This is a genomic window from Providencia sp. PROV210 (genome assembly GCF_028479445.1).
GTDB classification, from domain to species: Bacteria; Pseudomonadota; Gammaproteobacteria; order Enterobacterales; family Enterobacteriaceae; genus Providencia; species Providencia rustigianii.
Genome location: NZ_JAMPNQ010000005.1, coordinates 115,283 through 130,848, shown reverse-complemented (window position 1 = coordinate 130,848; position 15,566 = coordinate 115,283). Strand labels below are relative to the sequence as shown.

The 15,566-nt window shown below is 38.9% G+C and carries 14 protein-coding genes; 8 read left to right on the top strand and 6 right to left on the bottom strand.

Annotation, left to right across the window (positions count from 1 at the left end; translation table 11 throughout):
• Positions 1 to 298: 298 nt before the first annotated feature.
• The 3 genes from macB to PR761_RS04750 form a co-directional block, all read right to left on the bottom strand.
• A complete protein-coding gene (macB, locus tag PR761_RS04760; RefSeq protein ID WP_039854333.1) occupies positions 299 to 2,242 on the bottom strand; it encodes a macrolide ABC transporter ATP-binding protein/permease MacB in 1,944 nt (647 codons plus the stop codon).
• A 2-nt stretch (positions 2,243 to 2,244) separates the two neighbouring features.
• On the bottom strand, positions 2,245 to 3,354 hold the full coding sequence (gene macA / locus PR761_RS04755; protein ID WP_006812629.1) for a macrolide transporter subunit MacA: 1,110 nt from the start codon (positions 3,352 to 3,354) through the stop codon (positions 2,245 to 2,247).
• 110 nt (positions 3,355 to 3,464) lie between these two features.
• The gene (locus PR761_RS04750) at positions 3,465 to 5,129 is read right to left on the bottom strand and encodes a DUF2813 domain-containing protein (RefSeq protein WP_006812630.1); all 1,665 of its coding nucleotides are present in this window, start codon (positions 5,127 to 5,129) and stop codon (positions 3,465 to 3,467) included.
• 457 nt (positions 5,130 to 5,586) lie between these two features.
• Here PR761_RS04750 and PR761_RS04745 point away from each other — a divergent pair, with 457 nt between their 5' ends.
• From PR761_RS04745 to PR761_RS04715, 7 genes are all read left to right on the top strand, one after another.
• Entirely contained in the window at positions 5,587 to 6,486 is a 900-nt protein-coding gene (locus tag PR761_RS04745) for a lysine exporter LysO family protein (RefSeq protein ID WP_006812632.1), read from the top strand.
• Positions 6,487 to 6,537: 51 nt separating this feature from the next.
• Entirely contained in the window at positions 6,538 to 8,019 is a 1,482-nt protein-coding gene (locus PR761_RS04740) for a DUF2867 domain-containing protein (RefSeq protein WP_112836445.1), read from the top strand.
• Positions 8,020 to 8,118: 99 nt separating this feature from the next.
• Positions 8,119 to 8,847 (top strand): arginine ABC transporter ATP-binding protein ArtP, encoded by a 729-nt coding sequence (artP, locus tag PR761_RS04735; protein ID WP_006812634.1) that lies wholly within the window; start codon positions 8,119 to 8,121, stop codon positions 8,845 to 8,847.
• 18 nt (positions 8,848 to 8,865) lie between these two features.
• Positions 8,866 to 9,609, top strand: coding sequence for an arginine ABC transporter substrate-binding protein (gene artJ, locus PR761_RS04730; protein ID WP_115164112.1), 744 nt, complete (start codon positions 8,866 to 8,868; stop codon positions 9,607 to 9,609).
• A 12-nt stretch (positions 9,610 to 9,621) separates the two neighbouring features.
• Positions 9,622 to 10,362, top strand: a complete 741-nt coding sequence (artQ, locus tag PR761_RS04725; protein ID WP_006812636.1) for an arginine ABC transporter permease ArtQ — start codon at positions 9,622 to 9,624, stop codon at positions 10,360 to 10,362.
• A complete protein-coding gene (gene artM, locus PR761_RS04720; RefSeq protein WP_006812637.1) occupies positions 10,359 to 11,027 on the top strand; it encodes an arginine ABC transporter permease ArtM in 669 nt (222 codons plus the stop codon). Before artQ ends, artM begins: the two co-directional genes overlap by 4 nt.
• 172 nt (positions 11,028 to 11,199) lie before the next feature.
• Positions 11,200 to 12,639 carry a hypothetical protein gene (locus tag PR761_RS04715; RefSeq protein WP_112836443.1) on the top strand — a complete coding sequence of 480 codons (1,440 nt, stop codon included), beginning with the start codon at positions 11,200 to 11,202 and terminating at the stop codon, positions 12,637 to 12,639.
• A 46-nt stretch (positions 12,640 to 12,685) separates the two neighbouring features.
• On the opposite strand, the gene rlmC is transcribed toward PR761_RS04715, so the two are convergent.
• The 3 genes from rlmC to PR761_RS04700 all read right to left on the bottom strand — a co-directional run bounded on the left by rlmC (position 12,686) and on the right by PR761_RS04700 (position 14,786).
• Positions 12,686 to 13,813, bottom strand: a complete 1,128-nt coding sequence (gene rlmC, locus PR761_RS04710) for a 23S rRNA (uracil(747)-C(5))-methyltransferase RlmC (RefSeq protein WP_154611016.1) — start codon at positions 13,811 to 13,813, stop codon at positions 12,686 to 12,688.
• 7 nt (positions 13,814 to 13,820) lie between these two features.
• Complete coding sequence (locus PR761_RS04705; protein WP_006812642.1) at positions 13,821 to 14,327, bottom strand: YbjN domain-containing protein; 507 nt, start codon at positions 14,325 to 14,327, stop codon at positions 13,821 to 13,823.
• A gap of 96 nt (positions 14,328 to 14,423) precedes the next feature.
• Positions 14,424 to 14,786 carry a YbjC family protein gene (locus PR761_RS04700; protein WP_006812643.1) on the bottom strand — a complete coding sequence of 121 codons (363 nt, stop codon included), beginning with the start codon at positions 14,784 to 14,786 and terminating at the stop codon, positions 14,424 to 14,426.
• A 189-nt stretch (positions 14,787 to 14,975) separates the two neighbouring features.
• Here PR761_RS04700 and PR761_RS04695 point away from each other — a divergent pair, with 189 nt between their 5' ends.
• Complete coding sequence (locus PR761_RS04695) at positions 14,976 to 15,239, top strand: GrxA family glutaredoxin (protein ID WP_006812644.1); 264 nt, start codon at positions 14,976 to 14,978, stop codon at positions 15,237 to 15,239.
• Positions 15,240 to 15,566 lie beyond the last annotated feature (327 nt).

Below are 15,566 nucleotides of genomic sequence, written 5' to 3'. Positions count from 1 at the left end.
AAAATAAGCTATAAATTAATGGCTTAAAAACTCTATTTTAGATTAGAGATATTTCACAAAAAGTGCCATCTTCAAAAGATAAATCTGTTTTTCACGGATTAATCCGAAACGAATAAGCTCTTCATTGCAGTTAATCTCATTAAAAATCTGTTACAAAATCCCATTTATCCCATTTATTTCTAGTCCAAAATAAAATTCTATTTATAAAGATAATTTTAAGAATGAAAAAATTTTTTAGATTGGTGATGAGTGAAGCTCTCCTCAACCGAATGTCGAGGAGATGGTGATCATTGAAAGACTATTCTCGCGCTAAGGCATCAATAGGATTTAGTCGAGCAGCGCTTCTTGCAGGGAGGAAACCAAAAATAATACCAATTGCTGTCGAGCACGCAAAAGCGCTCACTAATGCAATGGGATCAAACGTGAATGTCCATCCTGGTAATGCAATTTGAGCAATCAAACTAATCCCATAAGACAAACCAATCCCCATTAATCCACCGATTAAACAGACCAGAACCGCCTCAATAAGGAATTGCTGCATAACATCACTCGTACGCGCCCCTACAGCCATACGAATACCAATTTCACGAGTTCTCTCTGTCACGGAAACCAGCATGATATTCATCACCCCGATACCACCGACAACGAGAGAAATAACAGCAACTAACGTCAAGAATAACTGCATTGTACGTGTCGTTTTTTCCGCCGTTTTAACAAACGTATCCATGTTATAGGTAAAAATATCTTTTTTTCCATGCCTCAGTGTCAATAAACGGACTAACTGCTGCTCTGCTACCTGTGCATCGGTGCCATCTTTTACCCGAACCACAATCGTGTCGTAATAAGGTCGGTTTAATAATTTTCCGTTAACCGTCGTATCAGGTAAAAAAACTTGAAGATTTTTACCCGCACTGAATATGGATTTTTGCTCCCCAAGTACACCAATCACAGTGGCTGGAACATTATTAATTAATAATATTTCCCCCACAACATTCAGTTTGTTTGGAAAAAAACGCCGCTTAGTATTGCTATCAATCACCACGACTTGAGCACGTCTACTTTGCATTTCAGGCGTGAATCCCATTCCCTCGGCAAATTTTTCGGCGTAGACATTAAAATAGTCTGTACCCACACCAGAAACTCGTGCGGTTGCATCAATATTGCCGTTACGTAATCGAGCTGAAGATTCAATGGAACCAGTCACTGACTGCACATACGGTTGTTGGGCTATCGCAGTGATATCCGAATCTTTTAGTGCTTGCCGATTCTCTGGATCATCGCTACCAAAATCGGTTCCGGGATAAATTGAAATCGTATTTGTTCCAATTGATTTTATATCATTCAGCACCATTCCTTTTGCAGCGTCACCTATCACCATGATGGATACCACTGAAGCAATCCCTATCACAATACCTAGCATAGTGAGCAATGTTCGCATTTTATTGACAACCATCGCACGCCATGCCATCAGTAAAGCTTCACTAAAACGCCCATAAATTTGAGGAATCGATGATTTTCTAACCGTAGATTTTACTGGTAATAAGGTGGCTGCTACAGATTTAGCCCCCGAATCATTAATGATTTCGCCATCTTTGATTTCGATGATTCTTTCTGCTTGCTGGGCAACTTTAGGGTCATGGGTCACAATAATCACCGTATGGCCTTGAGCACAGAGATCTTTTAAGATCTTCATCACCTCTTCCCCTGAGTGACTGTCCAAGGCTCCCGTTGGTTCATCTGCCAGAATAACATGACCGCCATTCATCAAGGCGCGAGCAATACTGACACGTTGCTGCTGCCCACCAGAAAGCTGACTAGGACGATAATTGACTCGTTCCCCTAGCCCTAAACGTTGTAATAATTGCTCGGCTCGCTCATGTCGAGAAGACTTACCAACTCCTGCATAAATAGCTGGAATTTCTACGTTTTGCTCAGCACTTAAATGACTTAAAAGATGATAACGTTGAAAAATAAAACCAAAATGTTCACGTCGTAACTGAGCAAGTTGGTCATTATCAAGTTCAGCAATATTTTGTCCTGCGACATAATATTGCCCAGCAGAAGGCTTATCCAAGCATCCCAAAATATTCATTAAGGTGGATTTGCCTGAACCAGAAGCACCAATAATTGCGACCATCTCTCCTGAATTAATTTTCAAGGAGACATCTTTTAAGACCGTAATTTCTTGCTCACCTGCGGGATAGCGTCGAGTAATTTTATTCAGTTCGAGTAATGTCGCCATCATCAAGACTCCATATCACTGTTACGTCCGATAATGACTTTATCCCCCTCACTCAAGCCTTTTAGCACTTCAACAGACACATCATTGCGCCCACCAATCTCGATGGTTGTTTTTTGTGGAACGCCATCTTTAAGAATTTCCACTTCATAAGTTTGCGGCGAAACTTCATTCCCTAACGCTAAAAGTGGCAGTAATAAGATATTGTTACGTGATTCGAGATCGATAGTCACTTGAGCAGTCATTTGTAGCTTTAACAGATGCTGGGGATTGGGTACTTCAAAACGTGCATAATAGAAAATAGCATCATTAATTTTTTCAGGGGTTGGTAAAATATCTTTCAACTTTCCTGCAAATTTTTTATCTGGGGCACCTAGAACGGTAAATGATACATTTTGCCCCGGTTCCAAGTAGATAACATCGGCTTCGGAGACTTCAGCTTTAACCAGCATAGTATCCATATCTGCCAAGGTTAAAATCGTTGGAGCCTCTTGAGCTGCGATTACCGTTTGCCCTTGTAACGTTTTGATAAATGTGACGATACCGTCCATTGGTGCGGTAATTTGAGTATATTTAAGATTTGTTTTAGCAGTATCTAAAGATGCTTGGTTACGCTTAATTTGAGACTGATAAGTCGCCACTTGCGCCTTTTTAACTTCAACGTCCGTTCTGGCTTTATCCAGATCTTGTTGGGATACGGCTTGAACTTTTGACAGGCTTAAATGCCGCTGATACGTAATTTCAGCGAGTCTTAACTCAGCCTTGGCTAAAGCTAGATTAGATTCTAATTCATGAATTGTTTCTTGGGATTCGGTGACTTCGTTTTGGGCTTTTTGTGGGTCAATGACTGCCAGTAAGTCACCTTTTTTAACCACATCCCCTTCTTTGACATACAGAGTCTGTAATTGACCACTTACCTGAGCTCCAACATCAACTTTGCGCACAGCATCAAGCTTACCGGTTGCAAGTACCTGCTTATTGAGGTCGCCTCGCGTAACATCCACTGTTTGGAAGGTCTCAGACTGTGGATTACCAAGAAAAAACCATCCTGCTCCAATAGCGGCCATTAGGGCAAGTAAAGATAAAATCCATTTTTTCCTTGATTTAATCGGCATCAATGATGTTCCTATTTTCAATAGGAGGGAACTCCCCTCCCTTGAAAATAAGATAGCTGAATAATCATCTCACTTCACTAAACAAGCTTCAGATTAACTGCAAAATATACTCAGTACGCCTTACCACGAGCCAGCCATGCCACCCGAGAAAACATATTTCTCAATGCTAATGGCACCGAATCTGGACCCAATTCTGCGGCTCGGTTAACTGTCGCTAGTGCCAAGTCAGGTTTTGACGTGCGCGAAATGGCTTTTAAAATCACTCGCCGAGTAGAAACTCGCGCATTCTCAGGAATCTCCGCAATTTCATGGTATAAGCTTTTGAAGCCTTCACGATAAAGAAAATGCTCCATATCCGGTGCCGATAGCATGGTAAGTCGGTCTCTGTCTGGTGAATTTATTTTATTCGCATAATGCGTCGCTGTTGCCGCATACTTTCGTCCAGCTTCATCCCCATCAGTTAATACATGCCATTCTATTCCCATTTTATTCGCATATTTTAACAATGGTTTTAGGCCACTTTGAGCAAATGCAATGACTTTAATGCCTTCAGTTTCAAAGAAATAATTACATTGTCTTGCAAATTCGCTCATTAACCAAATTTCGGTTTCCCCCTCAACTAATAGCCAACAACGGGCAAATAGTGCAGAAGGACGGTTAAAGCGAATATGAAATGATATCTTACGTAACTCTTCGGGACTTAAATCATTCGGCGCTATCCGGAATGTTGAAACTTTATTGGTATCACGAACCAACCGACATACGCTATCTATCGGCGCTTGGGATAATAAGTCTCCCGAATTTGTTGTGGTGATCCGCTGTAAAGAGAACAGACTAAATAATCCCCACGCAATAGATAACATGATTGGATGTAGCCGGGTTTCAGGGTCTTCCACAATAATGATTGGGCGGGCATGTTTATCCAGCTCAATATTTCCTTTCGCCTGCAATAATGAAGAAAACACCCCTAAAATAATTAGGCGAATATTACGCTGATTTGGTTTGGCAATGAGTCGATTGATATTATCTAATGCCTGCCAGCCTCGCTTGCGCGGTTCAATACTGGAGTACGAATGCCCCAACTTAGTCATATGACCACTTTTTCCAGAAAAATAGTGGCTTAATAGTTGCTGCATGGCATCGATCCCATCTTTGAGATCTTCATTACTTAGACGTTCAGGATTATTCACTAAGGCACGCGTTAACTCTTTAATTTGCTGATTCAGCGTATCACGGAAATTTGAACTTCCCCCCGTCACCGTAATTGGATTTAGATCATTAATAAAACGCGCATCACGTAAACGAATAACGGGATATAAACGTACGATTTCTTTGATGTATTTTCCTACATTATCAAGGGAAAGCTTATTTCCCCCTGAATTAAGGAAGCACTTATCAACCGTTACTGTATTGTCATCTTTTAATTCAGCGCTCACACGATAAAATATATGTTTTAGCCCATCACCATTATCAACCCAAACAGATGCTAAGTTTTGAAAGCGATAAGATTGATGGCGTCCAGGTGCTGATTCGCAGAACTTTAAGACTATCTGTAAAGAACGATTTAATGCCTCGTTGTCCCCTGTAGGATGGTGAAAATCAGAAGCTGTAATTTGGTACTCACGATTTTCAGGAGAAAGTATGATATCAAGGGCATCCAGTAAACTCGATTTACCCCATGAGTTTTCACCGATTAAGACGGTATTATTATTAAGCTGTAGAGAGAGCCGGTTAATCCCCCTAAATCCATATATTTCCACTCGTTCCAGATACATATCTCTCTCCTTGCAGTATTGTATTATCGACTTATTGTCATGCCAATTGCAGTGGATAGCTGATTGCCATTGTAACAGTATGATACTAATAGGATCCGTGAATTCACTTAAACTATCACCAATAAAAGCTTACTCATTTGCTCAGATGATTACTATACGAATGAGATCTGAGCAAAAAAAGAACACATCCGTATAAATCACCAAATTTACTTATTAACCTTAGTTAAATGGATAGGATTATCTTTATTTTTTGGATTTTTTCTCCTATTTTTAAGCTAATAACCAATAAAAAATATTTATGGTATATTCGATATTTAGCATCACAGGCTAAATTTATTTGTGTTTAAATAGCGGTGTTCACAAGAATTCAAATATAATCCTTTGTTTGCGTTAATATAAATTGTTTAGATTGGTGTAATCCGTGTAGTTCATGGGATAAAACAAAAAGGGCACTAACATGTATTCTGGTTTGCTGATTATTCTTCTGCCGTTAGTTCTCGGTTACTTGATACCTATCAAAAATAAAAATGTGCTTCATCGTGTCCACCAAACTTTAAACTCGATGGTGTATGTGATTCTATTTTTAATGGGTATTACCCTAGCTTTACTAGAAAATTTAAGTGTTCACCTTGTTTCAATCTTAATTTATGCACTGACATTCTTTGGTTGTATCTTTGGAATGAACATTATTTCCCTCGTGATTCTCGATAAACTCGATCCTTGGAAAGTCCCTCAACACAAGCAAGAAAAACCACCTTCACGCATCAAAATGGTATTCGAATCCCTACAATTGTGTGGTGTTTTATTGATTGGTTTTGTCGTGGGGCTAACTGGATTTGAATTTTTACATTATGCGGATAAAGGCAGTCAAATTGCCCTAATGCTACTGCTATTATTAGTCGGTGTTCAATTACGTAACAGCGGAATGCACATCAAACAAATTTTAATTAATCGCCGGGGAACGACCATTGCCCTCGTTATGGGAGTGAGTGCGCTAATTGGCGGTGCTATTGCTGCATTTGTCCTTGGCTTACCGGTAAAAATGGGGCTAGCACTAGCTTCTGGATTCGGTTGGTACTCACTAACCGGTATCTTGCTCACGGATGCTTATGGGCCGGTTATGGGCAGTGCCGCTTTCTTTAATGACCTAATGAGGGAGCTCGCTGCCATTATGCTCATCCCATTGATAATTAATCGATATCGTTCTACCGCATTGGGGATCTGTGGCTCAACATCAATGGACTTTACTCTGCCCGTTTTGCAACGTAGTGGTGGGGTAGCCATTGTTCCGGCCGCCATTGTACATGGGTTCGTGCTCAGTCTAATTACGCCAATTCTAATGGCCTTCTTTACATAGGTAAAATTTCAGTCACAATAGCCGTTAATCTGCATATCACAGGAAATTAACATGACGGTTAAACAGCGAGTTTTAGTGTTAGGCGCCAGCGGCTATATTGGGCAAAATTTGATCCCAAAGTTATTACAAGAAGGTCATGAAGTTACTGCCGCTGCACGCCGTGTGGACTGGATGCTCTCCCAAGGCTGGTCTGATACCCGTTGTGTTTATGTCGATTTACACCAACCTGAGACGCTAATCGATATTATGCAGGAAATAGACATTGTCTATTTCCTTGTCCACAGTATGGCCGATCAAGCCAATCTCATTGAACGTGAACGAGAAGCCGCACGTAACGTTCAGCAAGCTCTACAAAATTCCAATGTTAAACAGGTTATTTACCTGAGCGCCTTACAACATGGGCACACCTATTCTCCCCATTTGATTGCTAGACGGTTAACGGGAGAAATTTTACGTGAAAGTGGTATTCCTGTGACGGAAATACGCGCTTCAATTATTGTAGGTTCAGGCTCCGCAGCTTTCGAAATCATGCGTGATATGGTTTATAACCTTGCCATCTTAACGCCCCCGCGCTGGGTGCGTTCTAAATCGTCCCCTATCGCCCTCGAAAATATTCTGTACTATTTGACTCAATTGGCTCAGTTACCTATCACCGAAAGCCAGATCTTGGATGCCGGTGGACCTGAGTATATTAGCTACCAAGAGCTCTTTAAGCGCTTTATCAAAGTCTCGGGAAAACGCCGATTACTGATCCCTATTCCCATTCCAGTTAGTATGATATCGGTTCACTTTATTAGCTTGATAACCTCGGTACCACCGTCTATCGCTAAAGAGTTAATTCAAGGATTACAACATGACCTACCTGCCGATGATAAAGCGATTCGTGAGCTAATCCCACAAACACTTATCTCATTCGATGATGCAGTTCGCAGCACTTTAGCAGAAGAAGCGAATGCAATAGATAATGCCGATTGGGGTTATGACCCTGAAGTCAGAAAACGCTGGAAACCTGGTTATGGGTTTTATCCAAAACAAGCTGGCTCAACGCTAGGAACCAGCGCATCAGCGGAATCGTTATGGCATGTAGTTCAGCAAATTGGTGGTAAAGACGGTTATTTTTACGCCAATGGTCTATGGAAAACTCGCGCCATTATGGATGACATGATGTTCAATAAAGTAAAATATGGCAGACCCGATCGTGAGGAACTCCAGCTTGGAGATGAAGTCGATGGTTGGCGAGTGATCAATATTGAGCCTAATAAACAACTCAGTCTGCTATTCGGCATGAAAGCACCAGGGCTTGGTCGATTAACCTTTACGATTCATGATAGCGGCAATTTACGGTCTATTGATGTTCGTGCTTGGTGGCATCCGGCTGGTTTCTGTGGGCTACTCTATTGGTTTGCAATGATGCCAGCTCACCTGTTTATCTTTAAAGGAATGGCTAAGCGAATTAGTGAACTGGCTATCGAGCGAGATAAACAACTCGCTGTCCAGCAACATACAGAGCATACCACCGCTAAGTCTGAATAATTTCAGCGTAAAAAACCAAATTTTTATGCATAAAATATTGCATAAATATGCTTACGGGATTAATATCGCAGGTAGTTAATTTAGATATTATTGGTAAGCATGAGCATTCAATTAAAAAACATAAACTGTTTCTACGGCAACCATCAGGCACTGTTTGATATCAATCTAGAGTGCTCTGCTGGTGAGACCATGGTATTACTCGGACCAAGCGGCGCGGGAAAAAGTTCTTTATTGCGCGTGCTAAATCTGCTGGAAATGCCACGTTCAGGTCAGCTAAACATTGCAGGTCATCAGTTCAATTTTGCTTCAGCTCCAGAAACCAAAGCAATCCGTGACCTGCGCCAAAATGTTGGTATGGTTTTTCAGCAATACAACCTGTGGCCCCATTTAAGCGTGATGGACAACTTAATTGAAGCCCCCTGTCGAGTACTGAAATTATCCAAACAACAAGCTCAAGAAAAAGCGTCTAAACTACTAGAGCGTCTGCGTTTATCTCCTTTCGCAGACCGCTATCCGTTGCATCTATCTGGTGGTCAACAGCAACGTGTTGCAATTGCTCGGGCCCTGATGATGGAACCACAAGTTTTATTGTTTGATGAACCAACGGCAGCGCTAGATCCAGAAATCACTGCCCAAGTCGTCGATATTATTCGTGAATTATCAGCTACAGGGATCACCCAAGTTATTGTGACCCATGAAGTTGAAATTGCACGTAAAACCGCTAGCCGTGTCGTGTATATGGAAAACGGCCATATTGTTGAGCAAGGGGATGCAAGCCATTTCTCTGCTCCGCAAACTGAAGCATTTGCAAATTATCTGTCCCACTAATAGATATAGGATTAAGCAATGAAAAAACTATTATTAGCTGCATTATTAGGCGCTGTAACCCTATCTGCGACTGCTGCGGAAAAAGACACTATCCGTTTTGCAACCGAAGCGACTTATGCTCCGTTTGAAATGTTTGATAAAAACAACCAAATCGTAGGCTTTGACGTGGATCTCGCCAATGCGATGTGCGAAAAAATGAATGCAACCTGTACATTCACGCACCAATCCTTTGATAGCTTAATCCCAAGCCTGAAATTCCGTCGTTTTGAAGCGTTAATGGCTGGTATTGACATCACGCCTGAGCGCCAGCAACAAGTTGACTTCACCGAAACATATTATCCAAATTCAGCGGAATTTATTGCGGTAAAAGATAAAATTACTGGAATTGACCAATTAAAAGGTAAAAAAATCGGTGTACAAAACGGCACCACTCACCAGAAATACATCATGGAACAACACAAAGATATGACCGTCGTTCCATACGATAACTACCAATCTGCAATTTTAGACCTACAAAATGGTCGTATTAATGCCGTATTTGGTGATACTGCTGTCGCTGATGAATGGTTAAAAACAAAAGGTAACGAAAATTTAGCTGCGGTTGGTGATAAAGTCACTGATCCACAATATTTCGGTATTGGTTTAGGTATCGCTGTACGTAAAGGCAATAAAGAATTACTGGATAAGATGAACAAAGCCTTATCTGAAGTAAAAGCTGACGGCACTTACGATGCTATACATAAAAAATGGTTCCAACAGTAGTCGATATAATTAATGAATGACTTTCTATTTTTAATCAGTGCCGCCGGGATCACCGTCGGCCTTGCTATTTCTGCACTGATCCTTGGATTAATCCTCGCCATGTTGTTTATGGCGTGGGAATCCGTTCGATTTAAACCTATCGCCTTTCTCGGTACTTGCTGGGTCACACTGATCCGTGGTTTACCTGAGCTGCTGGTAGTGCTGTTTGTTTACTTCGGTACATTACAGCTTATCAACCTACTTGGTGACGGGATCGCAATCAATCTTGGTTTTTGGCAAGGGACATTGCAAGTCGACCCAAGTATTTTCTTCGCTGATAGCGGTCAATTCGATTATACCCCGTTTGTTTGTGGTGTTATTGCACTTGCACTCTTGTATGCGTCCTATGCCTCACAGACTTTACGGGGTGCTTTAAAAGCGGTTCCTTATGGCCAATGGGAAGCCGGCTTAGCGTTAGGTTTAACAAAACGTACGATTTTCTTCCGGTTTATCATGCCGCAAATGTGGCGTCATGCTCTACCCGGCTTAGGTAATCAGTGGTTAGTCTTACTAAAAGATACTGCGCTCGTTTCCTTAATCAGCGTAAATGACTTAATGCTGCAAACCAAAACAATCGTGAACCGCACCCATGAGCCGTTCACTTGGTATGCCATCGTAGGTCTTATCTATCTTGCTATCACCTTATTAAGCCAGTTAGTGTTAAAACGTATTGAACTACGCACAACTCGTTTTGAGCGGAGTGAATCAAAATGATCGATTTAATTATTAAAATTTTGCCCGGATTACCAACCAGTTTATCTCTGACTTTTAGTGCATTATTGGTGGCATTTATCCTCGCGATATTATTTACCTTGATTCTATCTCTCAAAACTCCCGTTGTTTCACAGGCTGTTAAGGTTTATATCACCCTGTTTACCGGAACACCGTTACTGGTACAGTTTTTCTTGATTTATAATGGCCCTAGCCAATTTAAATCTTTACAGGATTACCCTGCACTATGGGAGTTTATTTCAACACCGTGGGTATGTGCGATGGTTGCACTCGCATTAAACAGTGCGGCATATTCTACGTTATTATTCCATGGCGCGGTGAAAGCAATTCCATCAGGTCAATGGCAATCTTGCCAAGCATTAGGAATGAGTAAACTGCAAACCATGCGGATTATTCTACCCTATGCATTTAAACGCTCACTTTCATCTTACTCCAACGAAGTGGTATTGATCTTCAAAAGTACCTCTCTTGCAAGTACCATCACCATGCTGGATATTATGGGCTACAGTAGCCAAGTATTTGGTCAAACTTGGGATGTTATGGCGTTTGTTGCAGCAGGAATTATCTACCTTGTTGTCAATGCGATACTTACCATCGTTATGCGTCTGATTGAGCGTAAAGCGCTGGCATTTGAACAACGTAGCTAGTCTCCCCTATTTAGTTTGCTATTTTTATGAAAAGCTTGGTTTAATCGCCAAGTTTTTTGTATATGAAAAATATATAGCTAATTAATTACAAGCTAATTGATTTTTGAAAGAAAGTTTTTAGTTCGTCAGTAACATATAAAGTCAAAAACGATATCAATAAGGTTGATTTTTTATGGCTACACAAATTGAATATTCTATTCCTTTCAAACAAAAACCTATGCTGACTTATATTACCGAAAAAAAACCTGATAGATTTGAGAATAAACTTATAAAAACATCCAATATTTCCCCTATTAAGCTGGGTATCTGTCATGGAATATCCAATAGTTTCTTAATGTATGAAAATAGTAATCTTGGATCAGAGTATATTAAAAAAATCAGTGATTCTTTCAGTGCTATATCTTGCGATAAAATAAAAGATAATATCTTAGACAAATACATTAGAAACTCAATTATCAAATTTAATTTACCTATCTTTGAATCATTAATTTCTCAAGGTATTAACAATCAAATTAGTTATGGGAATTCATTTGATTTTGATAGAATGAGCTCAAAGATTAGAGAGTTGATTTTTGATAGAAAAAAACAAAATGAATCAAATATTGAATATATAAAAAGAATAGTTTCAGGCAATAAAATAACGGATATATTCAATGACCCTTCTGTACTAATCGATGAATATGATACTATCCATAGCTTAGATATTTTTATAAAAAAAATAGACTCATTAAAAAATGAGTTTAATATTAGTGATAAATTACTTTTTAAAATAAAAATGGAAATCCCTTTAAACAACAAAGATATCTCTAATTTTTTAATTTGCTTTTTTTCTTATAAATTAAAAGAAAGTAACTTACAATTAACTGAAAGAAAGCTTAATTCAGGACTCATCAATGATAATACTCATACCATAGATAACAATGTAAATATGTCTACATTTGGCCAATTAAAAACTAAAAATGAGATCAAAAACTGTATCGAAATGGCACTAGATAGAAAAGGCTATTATTATTGTCTTATATCGATAAAAGGTCATTGCATGGCAATATCTGCAAAGAAAAATAAAAGTGCAGATATCACTATTTATAAATTTTTTGATGCTGAAAAAGGGTTATTAATCACCGAGGATAAGAATAAATTTCATAAAAATATTTCAGCAATATTAGATAATTTCAATGCGTTGGGGAAAACCCATCAAACAAAATCCGGTCAAGTATTAGCTAGTATTTTTTCAATTGATAAAAAAATAGGTAGTAAGATAAAATTAAAAATACCTGAATTTAATTTTATAGACATTCAAAATCATATAAAAAACTCACTCATAAAAGATAAAGTAAAAATAGATTTATTGAATAATTATAAAATAAAATTAAAACAGCATGACACAATAAAAAACATAACCAAAGCTACAGTTTATGGTCATTATAAACAGTGGGATATCTATTCGAATGAAACTGATGTAAAAAAAATGGTGAATTCTATTTCTGAAAAATTACCAATAATAAAACATAAAAAAGGCAGTTTATATATCAACCAATCTGGAGATATTCATTCTTATAATCTTAAATTTAATTTGAGCCGTGTTATAAAAAATATGTTTAATTTTTATTAATGACTATTGAGTGACAGATAAAATATCTCCATCTGTCATTCTTAAATTATTTTCGCTTCAACAAGCACAACACTTCATAATGTGCAGTATGTGGGAACATATCAAACAGCTGCACTTTACAGACTTGATAGCCTGACAATTGTTGTAAATCTTCTGCCATAGTTTGCGCATTACAGCTGGAATACAGAATATACTCTGGATGCATATCCGATAAATAATTGCACAGATTCTTACCAATACCCCGTCTTGGTGGATTCACTAACACTAAATCTGGAATATCTTGTCGGCTAGTTGCAAAATTTGTGGAATCTAACGCTTGAAACTCCACTTTTTGTAATCCCAACTCTTGGGCTGATTGGCGGGCACATTCAATCGCAGGCGCGCAAATTTCAATACCTGTTAATTTGATATTCTGATCAGCGCAATGTAAACCAAAACCCCCGACACCACAGAATAGATCCCAAAGACTTGAGATAGTTAATTCTTGAACCCATTCTCTCGCAATTTGATATAGTTTCGCTGCCACTATGGGGTTAGTTTGAAAAAAACTTTGAGGGCGAATAAACAGGGGAACTTGGTTAAATACTTCACGTAGAGCATGTTGCTCCGTTAGCATAATTTCCTGCTCCCCTTCCAGAATTGCCATGTGAACAGGTTGAATATTCGCAGTGATCACCGAGAGTTCTGGCAGTTTTTCTTGTAACCAAGGTAATGCGTTTATTAACTGCTCAATCTTTTTCTCAGAACGTAAAACAAAACGCAGCATAAACTGCCCAGTCTGTCTGCTTTGCGTTAGCAAAATGTATTTTAACTCCCCTCGTTTACGCTCAATATTATAGGGGGTAAGCCCCGCTCTCGCGATAAACGGAGTCAATTGTTCAAATACAGGGGAAAATTCTGCTGGATATAATGGGCAATCAGTTAAACTAACCGCAATTCCATCTCGATTAATTATACCAAAAATTGGTTTTTCAACGCTCCCACTAACCACCATTTTAGCCTTATTGCGAAAACCTTCAGAAGGCCCCGTCGCTGGCGTCAAGAATAATGATGACTCAAGGGATGGCAATAAAGATTGCAGATTATCTTGTTTGCGGGAAAGTTGCTGTTCTGGCGATAGCTCAAGCCACTGGCAAGAGTGACATTCTCCCGCCAAATATTTTTCACAATGCATACGATATTTAGTGAATAATTACAGAGGGTTTATCATCAGGGTCAGATTCAAACTCTTCTTCGTCTGATTCTTCGCTCTCATCTTGGTTTGTATACAGCAAATCATTGCTGAAAATCTCATAGACAATCCCTGATATTTGCTCGTCAGCCTGCTCCATAAAGAGTTTAAACTGCTCATAGCTCATCCCGGCTTTTGCAGGAAAAGATTGACTAACAACTAATTTAGGTAAATTTTCATTGTTGATTTCGAGGAAAACTTTAGCCGTCAGTGAACTGGCGTTAATTTGGCTAATATTTGCGACCAATGTAATAATTGCGGTTGGTTTTAACTCCGCGAGTGCCGATAACACCAAAACATCATTAACAATGTCTAATTTTGCATCAAAAATACCCTCAATATTTTGCAGATGAGGTAGGTGCAATGCGGAACAAGAGTCACACTCGAAATAGGACGTTTTGAGTTGGTCAAGCCATTCACGTAATTGTGGGATATTTAGGGAACAAATGGAGTCCATGATCAATAACCTTCTTCAACTCAAAATAACAAAATAACTAATAGAAAAGCGGATAATCTTCACACATTTGATAGTTAAACACCAGTAAAACCATGCTTAATCCTGCTTTTCGTCTGCTTTGTCACCGGTGTTTGTCGATTTTTTCTGGTGATTTTTTCGCTCACGGTCAGAACCCGTAGATTTATTATCCATTCCCAAAAAAGTTAACCCATGAACCGCTCGCCAAATAATATTAATCATGGCGGGCACTAAGCATCCCACTCCCACCAATATCATGGTAATTATCGCGCTCGAGCTGGCTAATATTTCTGGTAGAGTGATATACCCATTGGTTGCCAATAATACGGTCATTAATAAAATAATACCAATTCCCTCCAAAACCAACACGGGTTTTGGCATATCCGCTAATGAACGCATGGTTCCTTTTGTATTTTTAGTAGGTTGATCCTGCTTATTCATCTTTTATTCCTTGTAATTCAAGTCTGCACTAAGACATCTGTAGCACTGCTACGAATTATATATGCTACCTATAGCTATGAAAGGAAAATTCAACTTTTATTTCTAAGCTGATGTTGGCATAGTATTGGGCATTGTTTTTAATATTTGAGTCACTATTAGAATCTGAGTTCTAAAATTTAAGGAGATATTATGTACACTGTTATATTTGGTCGCCCTGGTTGCCCATACTGTGTTCGTGCGAAAGAACTTGCAGAAAAACTGAAAAATGAACGTGACGATTTTGATTATCGCTATGTCGACATTCAAGCGGAAGGTATTAGTAAAGAAGACCTGTCTAAAACCGTTGGTAAAACGGTAGAAACTGTTCCACAAATCTTTATTGATGAAAAACATATCGGTGGTTGCACTGATTTCGAAGCTTATGCAAAAGAAAATCTGAATCTATATAAATAAATTTATCTCAATTTTCTTTTCAAGAAGCCCCTTATACGATTTCTGTCGTTTTGGGGCTTTTTTTTGTTCATTTTGTGCTATTTAAAATTTATCATACCCAAAAATGACTTTTTTCTAATCGCCTTAAGAACTTTCTTCATTTATTAGAGTCCTAAGTTATGCCACTGCTTTTCTTTGATGTCCCCATATTGAGGAGCCCGATAGCCATTTGATTACTTCATGCTATCGGGTTTTTTATTTCTATCGTTTACCCATGACGCTGATAAATCTATCCTATTTAATAAATATTGATTGAGTAAATGATTAACAAAAAGTAAATTTGTCACC